This window comes from Paenibacillus sp. FSL R5-0914, from assembly GCF_038004525.1.
GTDB lineage: Bacteria > Bacillota > Bacilli > Paenibacillales > Paenibacillaceae > Paenibacillus_AQ.
Window position 1 is genome coordinate 49,682 of record NZ_JBBORH010000004.1, and the last position, 26,589, is coordinate 76,270.

Sequence of the window (26,589 nt, forward strand, 5' to 3'; positions counted from 1 at the left end):
TTGGTTGAGAGAAGTCCAAAAGATCGTCTATATTGGTTAATGGAAATGTTGATGGATAATACAATTGAACCTTCTAATTTTTGTGATGAGTTTTACAAAACCTATGAACATGAGCTGGAAGAACCTTTAACTAGTGATGAAAAATCAATGTTCATGTTAATTTCAAAAGTAGGTTCTCGATTCTCTGAGTTTGAGGATGACTTAAAAAATTATCCTAGTGTGTATACCACTGAACAAGAGCTCAGAAAAATAGTTCGTGAAGCACTACAAAAATTGGTGAAATAAACTGATATTAGAACCACATGTGAGTCATGCTCCATGTGGTTTTTCTTTCGAAAAGAAGACAGCTTTATACATCGCCTCCGTATGTGAACATCACGGCATCAAACACGAGCGGCTTGGAGAATTCACTCGGATTGGGGAGATTATGGAAACGGACATTGCCATTGAGTCTTATGAAATCGGCAAAGCGATTATACGCAACGTTGCGTATTGTGTGAGTTGTTAGAAAGGGAAGGAAGGATCGTACATTGGTACCTACCATCTCGAACCCTTACGGAAGCGCTTCATTATGCTTTTATTGTGCGAGAAACTGGGAATGGTTTATAGTAACAGTTGGACCATTTAGGTATTCATTATATGGAAATATCTAATGTGGTTATGAAGGAGTCTAGATTGTTTTTTAGTCTTATCTACTCTGATCAGATTTTAGTTGGATAGATACTAGGAGGGCACATAAATAAAACACTTAAGTTTAAGGTATTAGTATTTTGCATTTTAATTAGTATATTTTCTGAGGGGCTAAACGCCTATGCATCTTCGGAAAGCAATTTTGTTACGAATGATCAATTACAAGACATTATGGAATAACTCAAGACGGACAGGACCACAAAAGAAGAATTGCGGACAATGGTTAAGCAGCCAGGGGACATTACGGAAGAGATCACCAGCAATTAATAGATACTCAAAAAACGAGAATCGCAATTCTTGAAGGAAATATTAACGCTCTAATTGTTGCTAAACTTACATTATTCGGCGGAATGTTTATCAGGGTTTCCAAAAGGAGCTCTTCATCTAAAGTAGAAGAGGTAGAGACACGGCTCAATGAAATGAAGCATTATCAAAAGTTGAAACCGTAAAGGAACTTAACATCAATCTCAATGTGGCAATGTGTGAAGATTCGAACTCTTATGGTTCAATTCTTTTGTAAAACAAAGCCCCTAAACATGTATTGCATATAAACGCGTGTTTAAACATACGTGTTTGCACGCATATCGTCCCCAGCGTCCCGCTCTTACGAGCTTGATCCCCGCATTTCTACTTCTTTCACTGATTGTTTGCTACTATTTTGTTCGTTCGATATGGCTGCACCGAAGAGTGGAACAATAACCGCAAAGGTTATAACTTGAAAAAGAGCGGAAATGAGGAGAGTCCAAGAGGATACAACGTATTCTGGGCAGGAGAACGATTTGTCCTGCAGGGTTATAGCAACAGGTCTACCTGATACTCTGGAAGTAACAATGACAGGCGGGTATACCACGCAGCTAACGCCAACCAATAGTGATAAGACACTTTGGACAGGTGAACTCTATGACAGCTCTTTTGAAAAGCTTCCAGATGGACCCGTTTCGTTTACTTTTACTGCTAAAAATGAAAACAACACAAAAGTTGATGTCGTATCAGTGGTAATTTCTGATGACTGGACAGAGTATTTCAGAAGTCATCGAATCAAGTAGACAGTTTTAAGGAATTTATTGGAGCTGCTTGTTGCAGCTCCAATTTTAAAATGAGGGTAAAATGAAGGTTACACATAGAATATGAGGAGAATTTATATATGAGCATTACATATAAAAAAATCACACGCTATCAAAAATACCTCATTAAAATGAATATGAACGCAAAGTTTTGGTATATGGTGCAATTAGAGATTCGGGTCGCAGAAGTTGAGAACGTCGTGGATGCTGTAATAATTTCTAGTGAACATAAATTGAGTATAGAAGAGCTGGAGAGGGATATATTTAATTTCATTAAGTTAAATCCTAGAAAAGTTTTTTTCAAAGAGTATAGATTACATTTATTTTCTGTCATTGAAGCATATCAACTTAATGCAAGTTAAAGATGTCATTTGAAGTGAAAAAAGGACAGTCTAGTTATTACAACTAGACTGTCCTTTTGCGTATAATTCCTTATCCGATAAAACTTAGCGATCTAAATATTTAAGGTAATTAACAGTTTTCCTATCTTTCGCCCAGAATTAATTCGTTGAGCAATGGATTTCGGTTATGCATCTTTAATATAGAATAATCAATAGTTTAATTTAATTTGGTTAACTCTCCTCATATATTGCGAGTAAAGGCATATACGAAATTCCGTTTAAATGTCGTCTTACCGATGAAATAGAAGTATCTAAGCGAGATAAACCTTTCTTGAATTGTTCTATATCCCCATCGAAACAATTTCTAATTAATGGCCAGTCTACTCTCGAAAGCTTGCCTTCGATAATAAAGTCCTTAGCAAAAACATTGAATTGTCTTCTCCATACGTAGCATCCAAATGGGGCCCATGGTTCAAAAGTATGCTCCACGTTATGTATATAGAGTAAATTCATTATCCATTCAAATAAATCAAAGGCGTCTCGATACTCGTCCTCTGTTGGAAGTAACATACTTAGAAATGGTTGTATTACTTTATAGAGAAAGCTGCTTTCTGGAGTGATCGATTTATTAGGAAGTTGGGTTTTAGTGTATTCGAAGACATTACATCCATGTAATTGTTGAATCAATGAAATTGTATTCTGGTCGTTTGAATCGTAGCGCCCTTTTTGGAGAAGAATGGTTTTAATCCAGTCATAACGATGATTTGCAACCGCAACAATACCTGCTGTATACATTGTAAGTAAAGCTGGGTATTGTCGGAGCTGTATAATCTCAGTTGAACCACCGATACCTGGGAGAGAAGCAATTCTATTCATTACCTTCTTAAATAAATCATGGTGATAAGGTTCCTCTCCATAAGCTATTAAAGGAATAATTAATCCAAGGAGTTTTGAAGTGAGATTAGGATACATGTCTAACTGTAATTCGAAATCTTTAAAATCATTAATTGGCATTTCAATAATTTTATTTCGAAGATTCAAACTCTCTGTGTTGAGATAGTCTTGAAGAACGATTTTTTCGTTCTTAGATATTAAATTTTTACTAGTTATTAATGCAAGATCGAATGTCAACGGATATGGTTTCTTCAATGTAGCAATGCTATCTACTTGTTTTTGAAACGAGACAAAGAAATCGTCAGCTCCAGACATTCGAATGACCTGAGCGTCACGATGCTGAATAAGCCGCTCTGCGCTGGTGCTTATGGAACCAACAGCAAGCCAATACCACGAATATCTTCGATTAACAGATCGATACATGGCTGCTTTCAATGCTTCATCCCATTCAGCTGACCAACCGGCTAAAATCAATCCGAATTCATCCAGTACTCGATCTAGAATACGATTCATAGCCTCTGAATACTCTTTAAGTTCTTCAGGAGTATTTTTGATTCGCGTATCACGATAATCCCCATGAAGCTTTATAATAGTGCAGTTAGAATGAATAAGAGGTCTTATGCCTTGTAGTGCATCATCTGAGCTAGCAACATCAAAACTTACTCCTAGTTCCTGCAAAGCCATTTCTAAAAGAGGATCGAAGTTGGTTGTCAAAATGACTCTAATATATCCTTCACTAACTAGCCATGCGATTGCTTTATGAGCGGGAGTAGGCAATTTTTCTCCAGATTCCCGCTCCTCATCATTAGGTTCAAAATACCGTTTTAATAATGCTTGTCTTTCGTCTGGTGTCTTGCATACGTCTGCTAATAGAGTATCATATCTCGGTGAATCACCGAATTTTTGAATATACCATTGTTCAGGATCTCCGTTCGTACTTTCACCATGTGCAGCTGCAATTTTCTCACATAAATCCAGAACAATTTTCCAACCGGTGGGAATGTTTGCACTTCTAGAAATACCAGAACCAAGCATTAATGCATAAACACCAGGAGAAGAATTGATAGAAAAAGAAAGTGATAAGATTGGATCCATTGAAATCCTCCTATTTAAAGCCTCAAGAGTTTAAACTGCTATTAGATTAGTAATATCGAAAAATAAAAAAATGATATCTAAATGTTTAGCGCTGAATTATCACCTATTGGGTAACAATTCAGTTGTCTGCACTACCAAGAAAAAGGATAGAAAAGAAAGGGCTGTCGCTATTCCATTTAGCTAACATGTTCTGTTATTTCAAAACATTGCGTTAAAATACGTTCCTAATAACTGCAGTTGTATTTTCCATAAATCCTCTCTCAGTTAAAAGTTTTCTAATCCCAAATCGTTGTAGGTGTATTTTTCATTATGAGAAACGGGTTGAAATCTTTACAAAAATCAAGAAGTTTTCGGCTTCTTCTACATAGAGTTCTGTAATTTCTCCAAATGGTTCTTTATAACAAATGAAGAATAATTGCATTGAGCACAGCCAAAGCCAGCAATTTTATCACTTTTCTCTACTACGGCAATCAATTCGTGGTCGGTTTATATTTAATTGTTCAATTATCTTAGCTGAGGGTCTTTTTACACCACCGTCAAATTCTTGATTTAGTTTAGAAAGTTCTTCAGCAGCGATTAAAGATACAGCCTCACACTTGCAACGGAATTCATTTCTAGTCACCTCGTCCGCTCATTTATAGATACATATTCTACCATACAAACGCAGGGAAATCTTGAAGAAAACTGCCCGTTAGTTGAACAAAGGCAACTGATCCATTGAGAGGCTACCTTTGTGTCGTATTGAGCTATCATTCCCCGTTAGCTTAATGATCAAATGGACCGAAACCTGAAAATGGTGTTTGCTGAAGACTCTGTCTTCTTGACTTTACTAACTAATGTTACATTTCCATAATATATAAGATATAATACCACTAGAATTATTTGTAATATCATATAATAGGAGACAATTTAATGGGGAATATAACAAAAAGTACAGTTAAGAATACAATGGCTAGATTTATGTTAACTCAATATGGAAAAATATATTTGAAACAAACACATCTTGATGAGATCTGGAATGAAAAGGAATGGTTTGAGAAACTCAAAAAAACATTCAATAATAAATGTGCATACTGCGACAAGAAAAAACCACTTGAAAGAGAACACTTGCTTATGATGAATGCCGAGCAGTGTGGTCTACATCATCCTGGGAATATTGTTCCATGTTGTAAAGATTGCCAAAAAAGAAAAAGACACAATAAAGATGATGATCCCAAAAAGAAAGGTAAATACTTTAGTTGGGAAGAACAGCTCGAATTTGAATGTGGTGGAACAAGCTCTGCTTTTTTTTCAATCCGACAGCGAAAAATTACTGATAGTATTATTGAAAATAAGTATCCAAAAGACGTAAGTAAAATAATTCAATCATCAATTGATACTTCAATTCAATCTTCGATCACGGAATTAGAGAAATATATGAAACCATTACAAAAAAAAATTGAAGAATCTATAAAATAAAATTCAAAATCAAAACCTTCTAACAAATAGTCCTACACCGATCTTTCAGATAACGTCTTATTCACTAACTTCACGATTTTTTCGTACCAGAAGTATTTTCGAAGAGATTGAACAATCCTGCCCGTTAACGTAACAAAGCTACCAATATAAGCCGGTAGCTTTGTTCGTTTTTGCTATTCAACTATAATTTCCCTTTAGCTTAATGGGACGTCACAGTCTACAACTTTATTTTCTTTAGACACTTATTATAGCGTACAACGCATCACATCTTCGGCAAATGAATATCTACAACCTCACTTACATCATGCTCCTTCTTAAGTGAATTTCGGAGATAATTGATCTTAGTAGTACGATCGAGTGTATGCCCAAGAGTCTCCGCAATGTGGCTTATAGGTGCTCCTGCAGCATAAGCTGTTTGTGCAAAAAAATGACGCAAGTAGTGGGGAGTGGCACGCTGATTAAGGGTTGTAGTAAGAGAAGCTTCTTCCATCTTTTTCGATAATGAAGAGGACAAGCTGCTTAATGAGTAATGCTTTCCATATCTGTTTGGATAAAAGGGTGTTTGATCTTTTGGATTAAGTTCGCTACTTAGTCCTAGTCGTTTTCGATACTCTATTAATTCTTCTAAAACGTAATCTTTAATGTTTGCATATCTAATCTTTCCACGCTTAGTAAGTGTTCTAAGATAGTAGCGTTCCCGCTTACTATCAAAAGACAAAGCTCCCCAAGCTGGAACTCTAACCTCGTTTAAACGTAATCCGGTTGTCGCTAACAATAGTAGAAGGGACTTTACTTTCGGCTGATCATTGTAATACATTATTGAGTTCTTCAGAACCTCTTCATCGAATTCACGCATTGGGATTTCTTCTTTATTGATTCTGACAGTAGTTAGGCCCCGAGATAACTTTTTGCTTATGTACTCTTCCTCGTAACACCAATCCAAGAAACTCTGAACAATCCCTATTTTTTTTGCTCGAGTTGTAGTCTTCTCATATTTACGTTCCATCAAATCCTGAAAGTTCTCAATATCGGAGCGGGACAAATCACGAATATCTGATTTTCCAATGGCAGCACTATATGACAGAAGGTTAAGGATTTCTCTAATATAATCCTTTTTAGTATTTTGATTGCGATTTGTACCTTTTAGATGAATAAAGAGGTAAAGCATCCCGTAATTAGATATTTTTTCATAATCATAGTTTCCCTTTTCATCTTCACGCTGAGAGGCATAGGACATGAGTCTGGAATAGGAAGATTCATCCAAGAGTAAGTCGCGAGTAGAGGAGGAATCAATATTATTCAAATGATTGCCATTAGAAGTTAAAATTTGATATTCGGTGCTTAAGCTGTTCATCTATGTCTCACTCCAATATTAAAGTTGAAAAAAATGATACGAACTTGTTTTCCGATAACATAATTATATAAGAAATCTAAAATTAATCTACAATCGAAAATAATGGTCTATTCTTTTTGATTAACTACTATAATCGAACATTTATAATTATATTAGTAAATCTAAAAGTATATTTAATGAAAACAACGATATACCATTTAATTAATATACTAATATAGTATTATATATATTAGATAGAGAATCGAAATAATTGAAAGGAGAACCTAAACTGCTAATCCTTATTTTATTGATTCAGGTGCTATTGATCTTAACTTCATTTAAAAAGTCATATAGAAACGTTGGAATCAGTTTTTCTGTTGGTTCTCTCATTTACGGAATGTTTTTAGTCTTCGATCCACCTAGTACTGAGAAAGATCTCCATTTTGAAGGTGTATTCTTTACAATCATCACCATACTCATTGTAATCCCAATTTATGTGATTGGATCTATTTGGTGGATAGAGGCATATCTGCAGAGGAGAAAGTCTGTATTACATAAAGAAAATGGAGAGAATCTTAATGGATAGTAAAGGGTGTTTGGAACCTATGCCGCTCCTAGTTTCAGCAATAGAGTTATCACTGGGTGTTGTTTGCGATTTCAAACCGGAAAGTCTCAAAGTAATTGAAACTGAGATTAATAGAGTATATCCAATAGGAAATGAGCCAATGTTATCTACAATAATTAGCTATGGTGTTTATCTTGGTGAAGTCTTTGTACGAAATGTACCTGGAGCATCCTGGGGGCTATATACAGGGGATGACTTATTAGATCTTGATATCCGGATCGATCGTAAAGAGCATTCTTTCGTAGGTTATCCGCTTAAGAGAGTTATGGATTTTTGGTTTGACCGTTCCCTAGCCCTCTCAGTTTATTATCAGATGAATCTTGATATGTTGGATGGCGTTATTCAACCTGAGGGCAGCAGCGCCTAGAATGATTGTAAAAATCAGTATTGCTTTTCGATGAGTCAGCAAACAAGACGAGATTTTTAGTAAGTAAAAAAAAGGACATTACCATCTATATTTAGAGAGGTGTTAAAAATGGAACGTGAGACTAGTACAATGCTCTATTTTCTATCTAACCTACATCCATTCGGTTTGAAATTAACGGAATCATTTATAATCCAGACGATTTTAGAACGTGCGAAACGAGAAAGAAAAGACAAGAGTAATAAAGAAATCTATTCTCAAGGTCTTAACATCTTCAAAGATAAGAAGAACAAACGAGTTTCCGACCTGATCGAAGAGGCTCTACAAAAAGGGTATCTCACTATTATAGGATGGCAAGATGATCAACGTATATTCACCATGACTGAAGAGGGACTGTTAGAGCTTGCTATATATTGGACAGATGGATTCTCAGAGCAATATAAATCATTCGCTTTAGAGGTTAACAGACTCTTTGAAAAGGTAAAATCTCCAGCCCCACCGATAATTACTATAATGAAGCTATACAAAAATAATTATACCTTAGATAAGGTTTATTCTAATTTCATCCAAGAAGTTGATACTAGAGGTCATATATCTAGGGAATACCATTCACACTTGTTAAATGAATTTGCAGGCGTATCGGACGTCCCGGACAGCTATTATATGTTCCATTTAGCACCTAAACTATATGTACCTTGTGAGTTGCAAGGAAAGAAAGTAACGTTGGAAATACAAGGTATAGACACTCCAGAAAATCTTGTGATATCAAGCCCTTTTCCAAACAAAAGTTATTATGCTGCAGGATTGAAAAACGGTCGTAAGAAGAGTTCTTTTGGATTTTATCCGATTATTGCTAGTAAAGAAACTTTTCCTGAAGAATTAGAAATTCTTTTGCGCTGGAGAATAGAAGAAGAGCTACTGTTAGATCATCAACTAAATATAAAGTTTGATTTTATGAATCATGAGGGCAATCTATTCTCATCAGATCAACGATTTTCACGTAGTGCTAAGATGAATGAATTTTCTCTGGTGAGCTCTGCGATTAATAGTGATATATTTTCAAAAAACCGAAAAACAGATGTTGTAGTTAAAGACATTTTCAATCATTTTGAACTTCGTGAAAGTATTAGTCTATCGAATTTCCCCGTGGAGCTTCACTCTCTTTCTTGGTCAGGGTCTCATTATGGAAAGTGGCATAAGCAAAGAAATTTGTAACTAATTCAATATGAAATGGAAGTGTGCTGAGTGTATAGAAAGATATTTAAGAAACAGGGTAAACCGTTGAGATTTGGAGACCAAATCATCACCACTTCATCTTTTTTTGCTATTGTTAATCCTGTAAAAACCAATTTTAAGAATCGTGACAAATTTTTAAATAACTTCGCAAAGCAGGCATACATACACGGACTGAGTACCGTTAATAAGCCAAGCCATGTATTGTATTGGTATGACGGACCTATCAGGAATCAAGGAGTTGACCTTTGGAATGATGGTGCATATCATCGCACTCAAAAAGGAGTAGTTGGAATTTCTGCATTATTTCTAGCAGATTCTGAAGAGACAATAGAACTGGCAAATAAAGCAGTTCATGTGTTGATCGAGAATAACAATCTAGTATTGTTACTTCCAGAGTATGCTGAAGAATTTGAAATGTACAAGATGATGTTCCCAGATGCAGTACTATTGAACGAAGAAGCTGGATTAGTATAATAAACCCAATTCCAATAATATTAAAAAGCTTAGACAGAAATACAAATATTAACCCATCAGCTGCAAAGTGAGATTGGCGTTTGAAGGTGTCCTGGATCGCCGCTCTCTTCTTCAGATGGATTTGTAAGTATAAGATATGCAATAAGAGAAGAGGAGTCGAATTAATGGGAGAATATTTAAATATCAATCAAGTGGCCGAAGAACTTAAAGTAACCTTGTCCACTGTATATAAATTAATTGATCATCCTGATCCATTAAAGAAACTTGAACCGGTTAATCCAGAGTCTTATCGGGGCGAAGGAGGTTACCGTTTTCGCAAAGAAGATGTGGAGCGGATTAAGCCTTTATATATAAGTAAGGATCTCACTACAACTCAAGCTGCTGCACGTATAGGTAGATCCAAAACTTTTCTTCAAAATCTGATGAGAAACGGTGAGCTGTCGTATTACGAAGCATATTTTCGGGGAAAGAATACATTCTTTATAAAGGAAGAGGATCTTCTAGAGTATGAACAGAGTAAACCCTCTAACGTAAAGTCTAATACCCTATATGATAAAAAAACAGGTGCATTCTTGTTCCAGCCCTACTTAAACAAAGAAAACGGCAGGATCGCTCGAATTATGGAAATGGAGCGGATAAGTCCTATGAAAATAAAAGCTAAAATGATAGACGAAGGTGGAAAGGGAATTTCATATGAGGAAGCGATCGCTACATGGAAGCCGCTTATTCAATTAGAACGTAAGGAAAGTAATAGCGCGTATGGGTATGCTTGTTTCAATTTTCCCATTCCTACTTTTTTAGATTCCATGATTTATACGATAATTGAGCAATTTTATCAGCATGTAGGGCCTGCTAATATGCGTATTTCAAAAGAAGAAGCTTCTCTAGTAGTGAAAGTGAAAAAATGTGTGTTGAAAGGTATTTCCCCTTTAACGTATCCAGACTTCATAGATAAGCTTAAATTGTATATTAGATCCGGAGAAATAATATCTGAAGGGGAAGATACGGTCATTAACACGTGCTTCTCACCGATAACATTCTACCTGCAGGAAAGTCGGAAATCCTTGATATTAAAACAAGCGTCTGAAAAAGGCATGACTATTCAGGAATGGCTCGAAGATCATTTTAATAACTATGAATGGGGAGAAGGCGTGTGATACAAATAAGAGTTTCATACAACATATATCTGATCAGTTTGCTGGACGAACTTATATCCGATTTACTAGTAAGCAATCCTGAGTATCGTATGGCAGGAGATATTGGTGATAATCCGATAGTTAATACACTAAGTCGTGAGGTTGGCCACAATCCTATGTATTATGCCTTACCCACGAAACGAGGGGTGACGTTTGATCTAACTAAATTGAGGTCATTGAGACAAGAGTTAGTTCAAATGAAGGAAGAATCTATTCAAATTGCTTTAGAAGTTATTACTTTTGAATTAAGCAGGATTAAATTAGATAACTATATAAATTGTTCAATAAAAGATGATGATTTTGAGCTGCAGTATAATGATTTTTCCTGGAGCGGCTCTGCAGAGAGTATCATTGCTGCAACTCTAAAAGTTGATGAAACTTGTGATGCTGCAGATTTCTGGATTGGATTTACTAGAGTTTCCTGATGATGTTGACTTGATTGGATTCATTGAATAGGTCAAACGATATTAGCAGAAACATCAACGGCTGAATGAAGAAGATCTATTACATAAGTAGAGGACTGGTGAGAGTAAGCAAACACACAAAAAATATTATCATCGCATCTGGGGGTTGCATTAATAGTTAAAGCAGTTACTCAAAGTATCGTAGATCAGTTTAATTAAGATCTCGAATTCTTTAACCAAAATTGGATAATAAAGAATAAAAGTCTCAGTCAAATTGACTGAGACTTTTATTCTTTAAAAATTCTCCATCGTAGCTGTCGCAGAACACCCAATTTGCCCAGCTCCTCCACATCCATGACCGATTCTGTAGTTACCAGGTGCGGAAACAGTATGTGTTTCCCCGAAGATATGATCTCAATCCACGCTCGCGTATGGAGTGCGACGGAGGAGCAGCCAAAAGTATACGGATAAAGACAGCTGTCTGGAATTCGCTAAGGAGTCTTATTATTTTCTGATGGAAGTAACAAGACTTTTTTGGATTATGATTTATTCTAAGTTGAACAAGTGTTAATTAGTCGCCTTGCCATCACTCCTCTGTTTACGTCGACGTTCCTCTCACAGATTGATTAATCGAGTCCATACATGATATGTTCAAGATAGAACATACGACTAGGAGGCTGCAGCTATGCTTGTACTGACAAATGCCCGAGTGATTCCTTGGGAAGCAGCACAGCAAACCGGAATTATTCACATAGAATCGCCTTCGCTGGTGACCTGTACAGCCACGGTGAACTTCCACTATGGGCAGGTACATGGCGTTTTACATAAAGGCCAGACCCTTTTCCTGTATCCCCCATGCTTCCTGGAGCTTATACATACTCCGGTTTCTGCCTTCACGATATATCATATTGGCTTACTGGAATACGGATTAACGAAAGAGACTCATGAGAAGCGTGTCTATGAACTTACCTCAGAGAACTTGCCTGCACATGGATCAAAGACTGGAACCAGTTCACAAGGGCTACGGATTCTTGCCATTATCCAGGAACTTACCGACAAACGTTCAGGCAGCATTCAGACCAAAGAAGCCCGCTCCCATTTTCTGCTGAGTGAGTTGCTTGAGTTGTTCAAGCTGGCGGTTAAACCTGCCACAGAAATGGTAGACAGCGCAATTCGGGATGCTATTTACTATATAAATGATCACTATGGAGATCATATCACCCGGGAAGACATTGCCCGCATGACCGGATTTAACGCAAGCTATTTCTCTAGATTTTTTCAAAAACAGGTGGGACGCAGCTTCCAGGCTCATCTGACCCGAGTTCGGATAGATAAGGCAAAGCAATACCTCCTATCCACACAGGCCACATTGAATGAAATTGCCTTGCTGGTAGGCTATGCTGACGGTCTATATTTAAGCCGCAAGTTTAAGCAATTCACCGGGATCAGCCCAAGTGAGTATCGATTACAGCCACGTGCGAGACGGATTGCAACCGTTCAGTATACAGGGGATCTGCTTGCCCTCGGCATTAAACCCGTGGCCGCTTCCTTCCTTCCTTGGGCCCTGTCTCCATTGATCCAGGATGAGTTGCATGACGTAATTGATCTGGATGAACATGGCGTGGAAGAAATACTACGCGCTGAACCGATTGATTTAATCATCGCACCGGATTACCTGTACTACTTGCCGCACAAGCTCGAACAACTTGAACGTATATCCCAGGTCATTGTTCTCCCTTGGAACCAACTGGGTCGACTCGAGACTGTTCGTCTGATTGGCCGAATTGTAGGACGAGAACAGGCAGCCGAGGATTGGATCGAACATTACACAACACGGGCCAGAACCGAATCTGATCGACTAAAAGATTTTATTAAGCCTGGAGAAACGGTTGGTCTGTATGAGCTGTGGGAAGACGGCACCATTTGTATCTGGAATGCAACCGCCAGAGCAGCCTATAACGTGTATTATGGACTTCATCTTACTCCCCACCCTAACATCCTCCGGGATGTTCTGGAGCCTGACAATCATCAATACATCGAAGAAGATCAATTGGCAGAATATGCAGCAGATCATATGTTTCTTGTTCTTCCGGCACATGAAGGTGGCCTGTATCACGATTCACCAGATACACTTAGCGAGCGCCCGGGCTGGCGCAAGGTTATGAATAACGGAAATCGTCGCATATACCCTCTCCAGCTGGAGCAATTCTGGTGTAATGATGCCTTGTCTCTGGAGAAGCAACTTGAACTTATGGTAGATATCCTGATTCGGGAGAATAGCGTTAAGGCGAGGTAACATTTGTCCATATTGAATTGGTCACATTTTGAGATGGACGTTACATGTGCACAAAAGCTACGATACATAGGAGGTTTAATTGAGAAAGATAATCATTATTGATTGGGGAGAAGCAGAATGACAGGGGTTAAATCAAAATGGTGGGCCGGGCTCATGATCTTTTTACTCGTGATAGGAATTATTGGCTGCTCAGGCCAAGCGGAAGAAACAACAGAAAATAAAACTTCCGCTCCTGCCGTAACAGAAGAACAACCAGAGACCAGCGCAGCAGCAACACAGGTCATATCGACAGTTAACGGAGATATTGAAATTCCCGTAAATCCTCAGCGTATCGTTACGCAAGGTTACCTTGCTGATTTTCTGGCACTTGGCGTCAAGCCTGTAGGCGCGCCAGATTATGAGCTGGAAAGCCCATATGTGCTTGATCATATTGAGGGCGTGGCAGACATTGGCCGGATTGACGGCGGATCAGTTGAGAAAATTTTGGCACTACAGCCTGACCTGATCGTTACTGTAGGTGGAGATGAGAAACTGAATGAGCAATATCGTAAAATCGCACCGACACTCATCATCCCTTACGGAACATACGACAATGTCCATGAAGAAATCACCGCTTTTGGTGAAATCTTGAACAAACAGAAGGAAGCCAAAGATTGGTTATCCCAATTCGAAGTAAAAGTGCAGGCCGCCAAAGAGTCTATTCAAGGACTAGTCAAGGAAGGTACAACCTTCTCCAACTTCAGTCTATTCGGCAAAGAATGGTATATCAACGGGGATGGTGTCAATCGCGGTGGACAGGCCATCTATCAACAGCTCGGACTGAAAGCACCAGACATTGTACAGAAAGAGCTCATTAATCAGGATAAAGATACCGTAGCGATATCCGAGGAAAAGCTTGCAGATTACGCAGGTGATTATATCTTTCTGGATTTGTCCAACGGAGGTTCACTGGATGAAGGTTCAGCGGTTTGGTCATCCCTGGATGCCGTGAAGAACAATCGCGTGTTCAAGCTTGACGGAGAACGCTTCTGGCCCTATGATCCACTTGCCGTGGAAGCACAGGTTCAGGAAATTGCAGATATGATTAAGGAACGTTTCGGTAAAACAGAGAACTAAAGTTTAATTCCTCTTGTCCGATATACAGAGAAAAAGAAGCTATTCAGAGATTCCCCTCTGAATGGCTTTCTTTTTTGGTATGATAAAGAAAGAACTGATAAACATTTTCCAGATAATAGCTGGATAGTGCTCAATTGGATTTAGACTATAACTGATTCCTCGTCTTCTCTTAATAGAGACTCGTCTGTAGATCTACGTCGAATCTCAGGGGAAAGCACATACTATCTCTTCTTTCTCTTATGTATTCAGCTCATACTCAGGTACCATGAGCTCTCGATCATGTCACTGTTGGCATGGAAAAAAGTCCTTCTAGCGAATACTAGCAGGACCTGTTTTACCGATGCAATTTGATTTCACTCGTTTAAACGATCAATTGTATTAATTAAATTGGTTTAATATTGAGAACGGCAACAGAATTTCCTAGTTGTAATACTGGATAACTAAGAACGGTATCAAGATTAATGTATTCAAAAACTGCTTCTCCTGGCGGATTATCTGGGTGGACTTGATAAATAAAAGCATTGATTCTCCGTGTAGGATTGGTGTTGAAAACCATTTCAACGAATTTCCCTATATTCATTCTTACAAGATCAGATGAAGCGAAATAACCAGTAACAGGTGACTTTCCGTAATTTACGTAATTTGGATAATTATTATTCATCGTCAAATCAGTCCTTCGCAATTAGAATATAATCCATACTATTCCAAAAGAGGGCTAATGACTGTGGGCGATTGCCCAATTATGATGTTGGGATTTGAACGGTCCTAAAAGCAACTATCTGATCTTGAAGCTTATGAAAGTTCCTCACCGTTACATCTAGAGAACCCAACCCTTGTCTAATATCCGTAACTACAACGAATGATTCTTTTGGATCTAAAGGTTCGACTTGTAAACTAATAATTCCATATAAGGCATCAGGGCTTATTGCCACTGTCAGGCTTTCGCCCCTAGGGATTGTGTTGGTAACCGATCTGTGTATATCTGCCTGGAAATTACGCTGATTAAAGTCGAAATTAAAATACATTGAAATGTCCCCCCATTGAGTTCTTGTCTTCCGACAATATATACCTTTTATAAAAGCGAGTTTTCGCTTCTTATTTGTTCCTTATAACAAACATGAAGTGGCATATTATTATAAATCACAGTTGTTATTCCATTTGTTGCTTTATATTCTTCTGTAAATATGCCAGTTTCCATTACATAAAAGTCGTACTTGGTTATGAAACGCGGGTCATTATCAAAGTACCTATAAAACACAGTAATTTCATTACCATCTATGTACGCCGAAAACGGATTGATTATTTGATGTTCCACTGTAATTGTTTGACCCACTATCGATAGTAGCTTAATTTGCTTAATTCCAATTTCCATGGTATGCACTCCTCTATATCAGATCACTTCATTAATATTTCCATATTAGTTAATTTGATTCATTACATGACGAAAACGATAGCCTTTTATCGGCTTTACACTGTGAGTGACTCTATTAATTAATGTAATGTCTCATCTCATGATCCATGTTCCCGAAATAAAAAAACCTCGGAGAAATCTCCAAGGGCTTTTTATTTCGTGATTGATGCTTTCATTTAAAAAGAAGAACGATGCTTTCTACGGCGAACTCTGGACTGCACAGGAATGGGGGGAAGGTACACTTTTTTTGTAGCTAGCTTAGATGCGATTAAATTTAACACGCTGGCACCTAAGGAAAATAAGGAGTCGAGTAAGGAAATGATAGCCTGCCAACCGATAACAGATACAATGATACCAAGCGTATTAAAGATTTCATGGATAAAGTGTTGCATAATAAAATTCCTCCTTAGTTTTGGGTATTCATAGAAACGATGAAGATTTGAACGTGCGGGCTTTACAGAATCTCTCTTATGAGAGCTTTCAACAATAGAGTAGAACGAAAAGCGAAAAGTCTAACACTTGCAGCATCTTAAATAATGCCGACTGATGCAGCATTCAACTTGTAGCCCGTAGGTGGTTGTTTCGCACCTGTTTTTTACCTCCTCAATATTTAAAATGTCTAAAACACCAGTTATTCATGTTTTGGATAACAAAGGAATTTCCTTGTTTTCATTCGCATATTGGCTCTTGCTACCAAATCAGCGTTAGTCCACTGGTTCAAAATGTCTTTGTGCCTTTCTGGAGTAATCATCGTTCCATCATGACTAAAAGTTGCGGCATGGTTTTATCTTTTTCGTTTCGTCGTCTTCTCTATACGAAGGACGACGAAAAGAGATATAATGGAAATGTAGAGGCCGCATTCTACCGTTTCATAACGTCGATTTATTCGTCGTCCTCTATATTTTGAATAAAAGAGAGGTTCGCAATGTTTGAAGAATTTTTGAATCAATATAAACAAATGGGAAAAGCAGATAAGACGATTCAGAATTATTTGACAACCTGGACCACCTTTGAAAAATGGATACGGTTAAGTGATCCGGATTTGGAAGACGCAGGTTTTGCAACGCAAAAGGATATTTCAGATTACAAGAGATATCTGCTACAGTATGGCGGCAGGAATGGGGGACCGGCCAAACCATCGACTATGCAATTAATATTTGTCCAACTAAACGCGATCTTCCGTTTTTTTGCTCAGAACAATTACATACCCGATAATCCAGTAGGACCGATCAAAAAGCCTCCTGCAGCTCGTCGTCTTCCGAAATGGCTTTCCCGGAATGAACAGAATGCTTTGCTTCGGGATGTCAGGTACAGGGCAGACAAAAGGGAAAATGCAATTATACTGACTTTTCTCCGGCTCGGACTAAGGGTGCACGAGCTTTGCGATCTGCAGCTCACGGATCTAATCATGAGCAAACGGAAAGGGAGCGTATATATTCGTGGTAAAGGAGACAAGGATCGTGAGCTTCCTATTAATGCAGAGCTAAGGGCCGCCCTACAGGGTTACCTAGCAGAAAGAACTTCTTCCAGTCCTTATGTGTTTGTTTCTAAGCGATCTTTAAAATGCTCTGAGCGCGGAATTCAGCATATCGTCGAGAAGTATCGAGCACGAACGCGAATCAAGGATCTATCTTGTCATAGCCTCCGACATACGTTTGGTCATGATTTGATAGCTGCCGGTAATGATCTGCAGAAGGTGGCCATGTTGATGGGTCACTATAAGGAGGACGGAACACCGAATATTGCAATGACCATGATTTACACTACGCCGGGTGTTGAGGATCTGGAGGCTGCGGTGGAGTCGATCAGCTGGACATGATTAAGGAGCGAAACAATTTGATAGCAGTAAATAGTAGATTAAATATCTTGAGGGGGAAATTAGGATGCATGTAAAAGATGTTGCAAATGTATTGGTGGGAACGAGGAAGACTTCTTCGAGAGAAGATATCCAAAAAGCTCTATTCTCCGTATTTATGTTGGAAGAATTCTTTGAAGGTAATAGAGAGATCACTGATTTGTTTAATAATCTTAACCTGAGTTTTAAGTACCTTGTAAAAGAAGAACATTCATTAAATGAAAGATCTTTGGACAGAGCAGTTGGAAACTTAGGTAAGTTGCTTCCTAAGCTGTGCCACAGTCTCGTTATTCCAGAAAAAGTGGAAGTTTTGTCTAAGAAAGAGATGGAAGCTGAGTTAGAGTTTCTTCAAATCAGGAAAGAGGAACTGGACAACAAACTGTCTGAAGAGGGTAACCTGAGCGAAGAAGAGTTCGAGGAGTTTGTCGGCAGACTCCTTTGCTTAGAGCTGTCGGTAAACAGAAAGATAGGCGTTTTAACTCCACTGTTCCTTGACTTCGAAAGAGCGAAAAATGCCAAATACAGTCTTCATGAGTTTAGGATAATTGGAGGTATTCTGCTGGGTCTTAGACAAACTTTGGGCAAGGAGTCACAAACTTTGGATGAAGAAAACAGAGTCAATTTGATCTCCTCAGCAAGACAGTTCATTGAGCGCCTAAAGCTGGGCAGTGATTTAAATGAAAGTATGAACGAAATGGCTTCTGCTATGGAAGAAGTGCGCAGAGGCAAAGGAAATACTCTCCTAGATCGAGTTTAATATAACGATTGCATTCATTCATTGGTCTGCGCGTCTCCTGGGGCTGAAGATCTGGAAGCAGGTTCGGAGTCGATCAGGAAGATGAAGAATTGTACTTCATCACCTGGAGTACCGGCGAAGAAGAAGTCCATTCGAAGGGAGAGCTCCTGCCAGGTATCCAAGAAGTGGATACACTGAGAGCCGCGGGGATTGTTTATCCAAGAGGGAAATCAGATGAGGATCAGTATCAGGCGTTGAGATCTGTAATGACTCAACCTACTTATCGTTTTGCCGGAATGGTGGTTCCCCGGGCTATGGTATTAACATGCAATTTTGCTCCGGACGAATACGAATACAGTGGTAGGTTCGATGATGAGTACATGGGATTTGTGTATGATCCAGAAAAGAACCTTCTGGATATCTCCTCCCCAGATCCGGATGCAGAAGTGCCAGACTGGATTATGGAACGGATCCCTGTGTCTGCTGTAATGAGGATTGATCAGGCTCCTGACCGGAAGAAAACAACGTTTATTGTGAAGGTTGAGCCAGAAGCAGTCCAATAATGTTTTGCAGCTAATGAGGATGATTTACCACTACCAGATGCTGAGGATCTGAAAACTGCAGTAGAGTCGATCAGTTGGACCTAGAAGCGAGGCTGAGAAATTGTGAGGAGCATTAATAAAAGGGAGGGGGAAATTTGGGTATTACTTTGAATATTAAAGATCTAGTCCCCAAGTGGGTAGTAAGTATTTCTGGTAGGTTTACAAATGATATCCTGTTCGATCCTTATTCATTGAAGATTTGGAAAAAACTTATTATCACAGTGGGACAAAAAAACTCTAGTTTTGAACCATGGTTTATCGAGAAGCTTGCAGGTTGTCGATCAATGACCAGATTATTATATTCTCAATTCCATCTTTCTAAAGAGTTGACCATTGAAAGCATCGTTTTTACTGTTGGGATGGAAGCTCTAGATCGAGGAGAACTACCTAACAATGAAAAAAGAGTCATTCAATATTCTCAAGCCTTATTAACTAAGTGGTACAGTGAGCTGTCGGATAACAATATTTAAAAAAACAGGTTTGAAACTAAGATAGGGAAATCCATACCACTAATAAGTCCTGTTGGTAAGAGAAGCGATGAAGAATTATTATCGATATTAAAAGAGCCTGAAAAATTGAGAAGAGAATTTTTCAGGACCTACTCTACTGAAAAATCTATAGATGATAAGTTCAGAGTTTTCTTACCTAATATACACGACTTTATAGATTGGAAAGATGAAAATAGTATTATTATTAGTTTAAATACCTTTGAAACCTTTGAATTGGGCTTTTTTAGAATCGGATACGACTATAATTCACTAGATGAAACGCTAGAGAAAAAAGCACATGTTAGCTGTGCAGCTGTATCTAAAGATAAACGAAAAGAAGTTGCTAATTTTTCTGATGGTGAGACGTTTGGAGATGAAATTAAAGAATCTAGAGCTATCTGGATGACATAGAGGAGATGTTTATTTGCCACGGAAACTGAAAGAGTCGTCTTATAAGATTCAATAAAAAATCAAACAATGAGATGCCAAAGTGCCGGACTGGATTATGGGGCGATTTCCTGTGTCTGCCATGATGCTGGTTGAACTGGCTCCCGGGCGGAAAGAAACCATCTTTGTGTTGAAGATCGAAGGGCAGGACGTCGAGTGAGCGATTATTCCATCGGATCAAATACGCCGGCACACTGCCGGCTACTACTAAGGGAATACCGAGTCCGGTTATCAAAAAAAGGGATTCAATATTACGATTATATATAATTGGGGGTTAAGTGATTGGATAGTAACGGAAGGTTTCATTCACAAAGGATAGGATTTGAAAGACCAAAGCTAAGTTTAGTAGACCTAAATGATGTTTTCAAAGTGATACTTGATAAATTAGAGAAAGAAAAACACTTCACAATATTTTACGGTGAAGATATTGGTTTTCAAGGATGGACTCCAGGAATTGTCGGCAATAATTTTGAAGCATATTGTCTGTCGGAAATTGGCCGCCGTATTAAGAGTCCATTTCATCAAGAAAAATTAAAGTATAAAGAAGTTGATTTATTTGACTTGATTGAACTTTTGTATAGTAATATACAATTAGAATCTCGCTCTGCATTAATGGAACATACTATTTTAAATTCTACTGAGGCAAAAGAGTATTCCAAATCCATTTTCCGTACTCAGATAAATAATCAATTATCTAGATATGACTTGGGTTGGGAGCTCACTCATGAAGGATATATAAGAGAACTAGTAACAGCTGAATTTCGTGACCTAGTAGATAACCCGATTCAAAGTGGGCATGAAGAGCGAGTGGATTCATTTATAAGAAGGGGTATTAAAAACTTCCTTGAATATGGTGCTACACAAGAAGATAAAAAGTCTGCTCTAGTTGAAATTGGTAATGGACTTGAATTTATAAGGAAAGAACTAGAAAAGCAAATGCCAGCAGCTGAAGATGATATATTTCACCTGCTCAATAAGTTCTATTTACGACATAACAATAAAAATCAAAATGTTGATTATGATACTGAAATATATTATCCGTGGATGTTTTACACATATATTTCAACATTTGATGCATATGTAAAACTAATACAAAGGCAATAGAAGAATAATGCTTGAACATCGGGCATCGAGGAACGGTTTATTTTTGTGGAAATGCTAAACGGCAAGGATTTCGAGCGGTCACGATATCAAGCCATGCGGTTGATGATCCGAAAGAGGATTTGGTGTATCTGGATACGCTGGATAGGCTGGGTCGTGATTATGACCGAAAAAGAACTTCATCAAATGGAACTGCTAGTTAAGGAATCTCGAGAATCTAAAGATCAATCCGCTAGGTAGTTCTTGCTCAGGAAATGGCCGAAAATGCGAACATCAAGGCAGCTGCTAACGAAGAACTTGCTTTGAAAACTAAGCAATATCAAGAGGAAATGCAAGAGATGAAGAGAGAGTTACAGCAGATTAAGGATGAGGCTGAAAAGAAGGAACAGAACTTTATACGCGAGATTGAAAAGCTGCAGTTAAACGCTGAAATCGATAAAGAGCGTGCCATATTGGAGACACAGCGTAAAATGATGGATAAAGAGACTGCACTGCGTGATAAGGTATCAGACCTACGAGAGCAAATCTCGGAAATAAGAAGCGGAAAATAGATTGGAATTATTTGGGGTGTACGGTTTGTTTTCGTTCTTGATTCAAGAGGTTAGGGACTGATGGGAAGAGGCTATAATACACTCTAATCAAAAACAGTAGGAGTTGGACATGAAATTAAAGTCCTTAACTTCCGCTGTTTTTTTATGTGGGGAATGCTTTGCTAGGTTAGATCTCTCGCTCGAATTTAGGAGGATCAATGGGTACTTTGCAACGGATTAGACAATATGTAGACGTTCGATCAATATATATAATTGCCGAAAAGAATCTAGTATGATTATTGCGATGGAGCTTAATCGGAGATGGCACGATATGGGTGTGATGGTTTAAACATATGGAAGGCAAAGAAAATGCTTATTTAGGTTGATGAGCCAACAGCAAGCATATGACTGAATGCTAATTGCTAGGTACGAAACGGATTAATATGGTACTGGAAGCTGCTAAGTAATACAGTTAGGATTGCCGATATATAATTATTGACAACACAAGGGTTAACGACTTTGTTAACTGTTCCACCTGGGGGAGTAGTAATTCTACTCCGGCCTGCTGCTTCATAGTGGCCATTCGTACAGATCTGCTTCAGTACATCCCATGACTAGACAAATGGCTCTCATTTGTTCTGGTGACATTGGTCGTTTTGTATTTTCAAACTGAGAGATCATAACTCGTGACATAGAAATACCCGTCTTTTCAAATACCAAGATACATAATTGATCTTGAGTCAATCCTTTTGAAAGACGAATAGGGCGCAACAGGCACATCCCACGGGATAATGCCATAATACCCTCCTACCATAAAAAGGGGTAAAGATGTTCGAGCGAATTATAACATATTAAACGCATTATTGTTACTCAATTAGTTTGTGAAATGAATTATTGATATAAAACCTTGAGTTTTTTTAAAGTATTTTGATTAATCGCTTGAACGCAAAAAAACCGTACCCTAATAAGCTGGCGGCCGGGAACGGTTTTTGTACTGTGTTAAATTGCTGTTGAAATGAAGGAATTCGTGAATCTTGGAATTTCCATACGCAAGACCTTAGTTGCATATAAATTCAGGGACGGATTGCTCGCAAGAGAGATTTCAATTAGCTCTTTAGCACAGAGCAGTGCTTCTTCTTCCGTGTCACCTACAGCGCTGAGACGAAGTTCTGGAACATAAATTGAAAAATTTTTTTCGGCATAATCTTCCTCTATTAACAAAGTGAAATCTTGTGACATGATGTATCCTCCCTAGGCATATGAAACTGTACTATTTATAGTACGATTATATCTTAAATATTGTGAGTGTGAGAGAAATTACCTAATCGGTTTTAATTTAGGTGTGAATGGTAAATTTAATGTCGAAATTTAACGATATATGAAAGAAAAAGAAAGGTGTTTGCGAAATGAATATGCAATTAACGGCAATTGTCGCCGAAAATAAGCCATTGGACCGAGAAAAGTTAGCGCGTTATGCTCATGATTTAGGTATTGAAGTAGTCAGTAAGGTTGCATCTGGGGAATGGCTTATTGATGAATGTGAGAAATATGAACCAGATATCTTATTCTTAAATCTTAGTTTAAATGGGATTGACGGCCTATCAGCATACCAAATTTTATTGGATAGAGGAATTAAGCCCTACTTAATATTGGTAACTAGTAATATGAATTCGGAGCTATTATTGACCGGATTTAAATTGAATTGTTTAGATATTTTGAACAAACCAATAAGATATGAACAATTAGTTGACGCGGTTAATAAAGCAAGGGAACTAGTGAAAAGAGACTTACTGATCTCGAAATCCACTCCAGGCAGAATCATTAAAATTATATCCCTATACAAAAAAATATACATAAATGAGAATAATCTTATTTATGCACATAAATTGAAGGGGGGACACAAGTCACTAGTATTTATAGAGGGGGAGTTCAAATCAGGGATCGAAACAACCACAACATTAACAGATATTTTAAAGCAATGTTCAAAACAGATTTTCTTATCAAACCCTTCTAATCTTATTAATCTTAATTATATTAAATCTGTATATGTCAGTGAAAAGTCGATGGGTACTTATATTATAAAACTTGCATATAACGATGTAGAAATTGAGTTGTCACGGAGGAAAAAGAGAGAGTTTGATCAATTGTTCTCTACTATAAACTAGCCGGACCTCTATTTCTCCTTATGTATCCCTAAGTTGGAACTAAAGTTCTCAGAATTCGAACTCTTCAGTTTTCCTTAACCTTCAAATCACCATAAATTTCAGGATATACATTGCCACGTGAAAATGGGACAAGGTGTCTTTTTTTAGATCAATTACCTCGGAAATTATGACTCTACTTCATACTAAACATCAAAAAAAGGTGAAAAAAATCGCTATAACCTGCTATTGTCTCTTTAGGTTCACTTGTTAAGTAAGCTGATAGGAATAATAAAAGGAAGCGGGTGTAGTGCATATGAAATGGAAAGATAGGGAATCGTTTGTCACAACCTGGAGCCAAACAACACATTATTCCTGCAGCACATATCGTGGTGTGTCCTTCATGAGCGAACGCCACATTTAGAGACATTAAATCAGGCTCGGAGAAAATAGTGTAGACAATATTAACATGAATCGCTTGATTGATTTCCAGATCAACTGCGGATCACTTTGCAACGCAGATTGGCGATTACTTCACCATCAAACAACGATTCCCTTTATCTTGAGTAGGATACTCCCCTATTCATGCGGAACGATATGGGTGAGCCGGCGTACCGGTCTACAACTTTATTTTTTTAGTCTAATGCTTTATTTTCCTCGTGTGCGGTACTCTATAGAATAAATGTATAAATAAAGAACAAAGTATAAAATTTAATCAATAATGCAAAATAAATACATGGAAATAATATACTAAAATGATAACATGTGATATATTTTAGTGGATGAACAAACATCAGTAGTTAATGAATCAACTTGAAATATTACAAACCTAAAAACAAAGTTGCTTTCTTCGATGGTAAAACCTTAATACTAAAAAACATCTGGAGACATCAAGAAAGGATGATTAATTATGAAATTGCAACATAAAATTTATGCGGGTATGGTTTTTGTAGTTTTAGTCGGTGGAACAAGTTTGTTTATCTCTAGAAATAACAATGAAGCAGATTCTTTATCCCCCAATTATTTAATAAATGATCAAGGACAAACTTACGGACATGGACCTTACCCGTCTGGAATCTCTCAAGAACCTGAATTAATCAGAGCAGTTGGTGAAAATGGAACTATCGGATATGTTAAAGCAACTGATTTAGATTCGGAAGTAACCTCGCCTGAAGAGGCAATAGTATATGAGGAAACTACGAAAGATCTGGAGTACAAATCAATTCCTTTATATAAAGACGATGGTAAAACGGTAATTGGGAAATATAAAATGTATTTTTCACATGGGGATTAATGGAAAAAAATAATCCGAAATTAAAAAAAATGGAGGAATTACAATGTTATCAAATTTAAAAAGAACCGGTAAAGTCTTAATAGTTAGTGTTATGGCAATGGTGATGGTAGCTCCAGTAGCTTTTGCAATCACGCGATCTGACCCCTTTGATACACCTTCAATAAAAGGCCATAAATATACCTTTACATCTGAGGTGTGGGATAGATATCCTACTAAAGGTACTACTACAGTAGAAGCAGTGGGAGATTTCTCAACGGTTAATGCACCTACGCCAGCAGGTTATATGGGTGGACAAGCACGTTTGTATAATAGCAATAACGGTGCTTTGGTACATTCTAGCACTTGGAAATATAACGATTCTGATGCTTGGAATATGTGGGTTTATTCACCTAGAACAACTACAAATGGTTATTATTATGCTCAAAATAAAGGCCAATTCTATAATATAGATGGATATGTTGAATATACAGGCAATAAATCACCGATTTTGCAACTATCTGGCAACCAAAGTTTAAATTCTAAAAACCTAACTGAAGCATCTGAAATTATGGAAAAATTATCTTTAAAAAAAGAGTATGATGTTAATAATAACGGTGAAACCTATGGATCTGCTTTATCAGAAAAAACAATTGGTATGGAACCAGACTTAATCTCAGCAATTGGTACTAATGGTGTTAATGGTTACATAAAATCAGAAGATCTTTCACCAAAAGTGTCAAGTATTGAAGAGGCACTTGAGCTATCTGGTGGTAATGGAGAGGTGAAAATTATTCCTCTTTATGCGGTAGATGGAACTAATGTTATTGGTGAATTTAAATTAGTAACAAACTATGAATTAGTAGAAAATCAATAGATTTTAGTTGAGAAATAATAATGAAACTTAATAAATATCAAAGGCGTTCCTCGTTTTAAGAGGAGTGCCTTTTGTCATTTAAAGTGTATGAAAAATAACTGAATTTTTCACTCTCGATCTCCAAAAACTATTAAATTTTCAAGTTATCCAGTGTCAGAAATGTATATAGATTCATTATAACCTGTTCTGGTTCGAACTATTACAATGTTCTGTATCAAATCCTCAGGTAGTGAGAGTCGGTGGGCTGCACGTGGAGGAAGTAAAAAGGATGGATGGATTCAGAAGTCCTAAGTATCAATGAATTCAAAAATAGACCAAGATACATTTGATGATTTTTTTATTGAGCAGATCACGGACGAATAAATACGAAGAAACAATCTGGAGGGTAGTATTCGCTTGCCTTGGATAGAGAACTTGATTTTTCATTTTATCGAAATTCTACTGCAAATTAGGTGAAAGCTTATTAAGAAACTATAATGATTAATCAACTTATTTGATATGGGTTGATTTTTTTGTCCGAATCGGAAGGAACAGTTAAGAGATCA

General features: G+C 37.6%; 29 protein-coding genes. 22 read left to right on the forward strand and 7 right to left on the reverse strand.

Annotated features, from left to right (window positions below; genetic code table 11):
* The 3 genes from MKX60_RS29430 to MKX60_RS29440 all read left to right on the forward strand — a co-directional run bounded on the left by MKX60_RS29430 (nt 1) and on the right by MKX60_RS29440 (nt 2,116).
* Nucleotides 1-285 carry a magnesium and cobalt transport protein CorA gene (locus tag MKX60_RS29430; RefSeq protein ID WP_341061778.1) on the forward strand — a complete coding sequence of 95 codons (285 nt, stop codon included), beginning with the start codon at nt 1-3 and terminating at the stop codon, nt 283-285.
* A 1,136-nt stretch (nt 286-1,421) separates the two neighbouring features.
* Complete coding sequence (locus MKX60_RS29435; RefSeq protein ID WP_341061779.1) at nt 1,422-1,736, forward strand: hypothetical protein; 315 nt, start codon at nt 1,422-1,424, stop codon at nt 1,734-1,736.
* 98 nt (nt 1,737-1,834) lie between these two features.
* A complete protein-coding gene (locus MKX60_RS29440) occupies nt 1,835-2,116 on the forward strand; it encodes a hypothetical protein (protein WP_341061780.1) in 282 nt (93 codons plus the stop codon).
* 210 nt (nt 2,117-2,326) lie between these two features.
* Here the strand turns inward: MKX60_RS29440 and MKX60_RS29445 are convergent, their stop codons facing one another.
* Nucleotides 2,327-4,084 carry an SIR2 family protein gene (locus MKX60_RS29445; protein ID WP_341061782.1) on the reverse strand — a complete coding sequence of 586 codons (1,758 nt, stop codon included), beginning with the start codon at nt 4,082-4,084 and terminating at the stop codon, nt 2,327-2,329.
* 912 nt (nt 4,085-4,996) lie between these two features.
* Here MKX60_RS29445 and MKX60_RS29450 point away from each other — a divergent pair.
* Nucleotides 4,997-5,542 carry a hypothetical protein gene (locus MKX60_RS29450; protein ID WP_341061783.1) on the forward strand — a complete coding sequence of 182 codons (546 nt, stop codon included), beginning with the start codon at nt 4,997-4,999 and terminating at the stop codon, nt 5,540-5,542.
* 262 nt (nt 5,543-5,804) lie between these two features.
* On the opposite strand, the gene MKX60_RS29455 is transcribed toward MKX60_RS29450, so the two are convergent.
* Nucleotides 5,805-6,896: a tyrosine-type recombinase/integrase gene (locus MKX60_RS29455; RefSeq protein ID WP_341061784.1), complete on the reverse strand. Its 1,092-nt coding sequence runs from the start codon at nt 6,894-6,896 to the stop codon at nt 5,805-5,807.
* A gap of 557 nt (nt 6,897-7,453) precedes the next feature.
* On the opposite strand from MKX60_RS29455, the gene MKX60_RS29460 reads away from it, so the two are divergent.
* The 7 genes from MKX60_RS29460 (at nt 7,454) to MKX60_RS29490 (ending at nt 14,586) form a co-directional block, all read left to right on the forward strand.
* Nucleotides 7,454-7,867 carry a hypothetical protein gene (locus MKX60_RS29460; RefSeq protein ID WP_341061785.1) on the forward strand — a complete coding sequence of 138 codons (414 nt, stop codon included), beginning with the start codon at nt 7,454-7,456 and terminating at the stop codon, nt 7,865-7,867.
* A gap of 108 nt (nt 7,868-7,975) precedes the next feature.
* Entirely contained in the window at nt 7,976-9,079 is a 1,104-nt protein-coding gene (locus tag MKX60_RS29465; protein WP_341061786.1) for a DUF6012 family protein, read from the forward strand.
* A gap of 30 nt (nt 9,080-9,109) precedes the next feature.
* Nucleotides 9,110-9,574 carry a hypothetical protein gene (locus MKX60_RS29470; RefSeq protein ID WP_341061787.1) on the forward strand — a complete coding sequence of 155 codons (465 nt, stop codon included), beginning with the start codon at nt 9,110-9,112 and terminating at the stop codon, nt 9,572-9,574.
* A gap of 164 nt (nt 9,575-9,738) precedes the next feature.
* Nucleotides 9,739-10,731, forward strand: a complete 993-nt coding sequence (locus MKX60_RS29475; protein ID WP_341061789.1) for a helix-turn-helix domain-containing protein — start codon at nt 9,739-9,741, stop codon at nt 10,729-10,731.
* Nucleotides 10,728-11,195 carry a hypothetical protein gene (locus MKX60_RS29480; protein WP_341061790.1) on the forward strand — a complete coding sequence of 156 codons (468 nt, stop codon included), beginning with the start codon at nt 10,728-10,730 and terminating at the stop codon, nt 11,193-11,195. Before MKX60_RS29475 ends, MKX60_RS29480 begins: the two co-directional genes overlap by 4 nt.
* A 664-nt stretch (nt 11,196-11,859) precedes the next feature.
* On the forward strand, nt 11,860-13,470 hold the full coding sequence (locus tag MKX60_RS29485; protein WP_341061791.1) for an AraC family transcriptional regulator: 1,611 nt from the start codon (nt 11,860-11,862) through the stop codon (nt 13,468-13,470).
* A 117-nt stretch (nt 13,471-13,587) separates the two neighbouring features.
* Entirely contained in the window at nt 13,588-14,586 is a 999-nt protein-coding gene (locus tag MKX60_RS29490; RefSeq protein WP_341061792.1) for an ABC transporter substrate-binding protein, read from the forward strand.
* 382 nt (nt 14,587-14,968) lie between these two features.
* Here MKX60_RS29490 and MKX60_RS29495 read toward each other — a convergent pair whose 3' ends face one another.
* From MKX60_RS29495 to MKX60_RS29505, 3 genes are all read right to left on the reverse strand, one after another.
* Entirely contained in the window at nt 14,969-15,247 is a 279-nt protein-coding gene (locus tag MKX60_RS29495) for a hypothetical protein (protein WP_341061793.1), read from the reverse strand.
* A gap of 411 nt (nt 15,248-15,658) precedes the next feature.
* Nucleotides 15,659-15,958, reverse strand: coding sequence for a hypothetical protein (locus tag MKX60_RS29500; protein ID WP_341061794.1), 300 nt, complete (start codon nt 15,956-15,958; stop codon nt 15,659-15,661).
* Nucleotides 15,959-16,173: 215 nt separating this feature from the next.
* Nucleotides 16,174-16,389, reverse strand: a complete 216-nt coding sequence (locus MKX60_RS29505) for a hypothetical protein (protein WP_341061795.1) — start codon at nt 16,387-16,389, stop codon at nt 16,174-16,176.
* Between the two features lie 533 nt (nt 16,390-16,922).
* Here MKX60_RS29505 and MKX60_RS29510 point away from each other — a divergent pair.
* From MKX60_RS29510 to MKX60_RS29545, 8 genes are all read left to right on the forward strand, one after another.
* The gene (locus MKX60_RS29510; RefSeq protein ID WP_341061796.1) at nt 16,923-17,816 is read left to right on the forward strand and encodes a tyrosine-type recombinase/integrase; all 894 of its coding nucleotides are present in this window, start codon (nt 16,923-16,925) and stop codon (nt 17,814-17,816) included.
* A gap of 64 nt (nt 17,817-17,880) precedes the next feature.
* Complete coding sequence (locus MKX60_RS29515) at nt 17,881-18,609, forward strand: hypothetical protein (protein ID WP_341061797.1); 729 nt, start codon at nt 17,881-17,883, stop codon at nt 18,607-18,609.
* An 89-nt stretch (nt 18,610-18,698) separates the two neighbouring features.
* A complete protein-coding gene (locus MKX60_RS29520) occupies nt 18,699-19,151 on the forward strand; it encodes a hypothetical protein (protein ID WP_341061798.1) in 453 nt (150 codons plus the stop codon).
* A gap of 134 nt (nt 19,152-19,285) precedes the next feature.
* Nucleotides 19,286-19,660: a hypothetical protein gene (locus tag MKX60_RS29525; RefSeq protein WP_341061799.1), complete on the forward strand. Its 375-nt coding sequence runs from the start codon at nt 19,286-19,288 to the stop codon at nt 19,658-19,660.
* A 105-nt stretch (nt 19,661-19,765) separates the two neighbouring features.
* Entirely contained in the window at nt 19,766-20,089 is a 324-nt protein-coding gene (locus tag MKX60_RS29530; protein WP_341061800.1) for a hypothetical protein, read from the forward strand.
* Nucleotides 20,090-20,407: 318 nt separating this feature from the next.
* Nucleotides 20,408-21,229: a hypothetical protein gene (locus MKX60_RS29535; RefSeq protein WP_341061801.1), complete on the forward strand. Its 822-nt coding sequence runs from the start codon at nt 20,408-20,410 to the stop codon at nt 21,227-21,229.
* Nucleotides 21,230-21,240: 11 nt separating this feature from the next.
* Nucleotides 21,241-21,429, forward strand: coding sequence for a hypothetical protein (locus MKX60_RS29540; protein ID WP_341061802.1), 189 nt, complete (start codon nt 21,241-21,243; stop codon nt 21,427-21,429).
* A gap of 51 nt (nt 21,430-21,480) precedes the next feature.
* Nucleotides 21,481-21,777, forward strand: coding sequence for a hypothetical protein (locus MKX60_RS29545; RefSeq protein WP_341061803.1), 297 nt, complete (start codon nt 21,481-21,483; stop codon nt 21,775-21,777).
* 549 nt (nt 21,778-22,326) lie between these two features.
* Here MKX60_RS29545 and MKX60_RS29550 read toward each other — a convergent pair.
* Nucleotides 22,327-22,554, reverse strand: a complete 228-nt coding sequence (locus MKX60_RS29550) for a helix-turn-helix domain-containing protein (RefSeq protein ID WP_341061804.1) — start codon at nt 22,552-22,554, stop codon at nt 22,327-22,329.
* Between the two features lie 201 nt (nt 22,555-22,755).
* Nucleotides 22,756-22,995, reverse strand: coding sequence for a type II toxin-antitoxin system HicB family antitoxin (locus MKX60_RS29555; protein WP_341061805.1), 240 nt, complete (start codon nt 22,993-22,995; stop codon nt 22,756-22,758).
* Between the two features lie 167 nt (nt 22,996-23,162).
* On the opposite strand from MKX60_RS29555, the gene MKX60_RS29560 reads away from it, so the two are divergent.
* The 3 genes from MKX60_RS29560 (at nt 23,163) to MKX60_RS29570 (ending at nt 26,044) form a co-directional block, all read left to right on the forward strand.
* A complete protein-coding gene (locus MKX60_RS29560; protein ID WP_341061806.1) occupies nt 23,163-23,921 on the forward strand; it encodes a LytR/AlgR family response regulator transcription factor in 759 nt (252 codons plus the stop codon).
* An 886-nt stretch (nt 23,922-24,807) separates the two neighbouring features.
* Nucleotides 24,808-25,191: a hypothetical protein gene (locus tag MKX60_RS29565; protein WP_076315903.1), complete on the forward strand. Its 384-nt coding sequence runs from the start codon at nt 24,808-24,810 to the stop codon at nt 25,189-25,191.
* A 43-nt stretch (nt 25,192-25,234) separates the two neighbouring features.
* On the forward strand, nt 25,235-26,044 hold the full coding sequence (locus MKX60_RS29570) for a peptidase (RefSeq protein WP_341061807.1): 810 nt from the start codon (nt 25,235-25,237) through the stop codon (nt 26,042-26,044).
* The last annotated feature ends 545 nt before the right edge of the window (nt 26,045-26,589 follow it).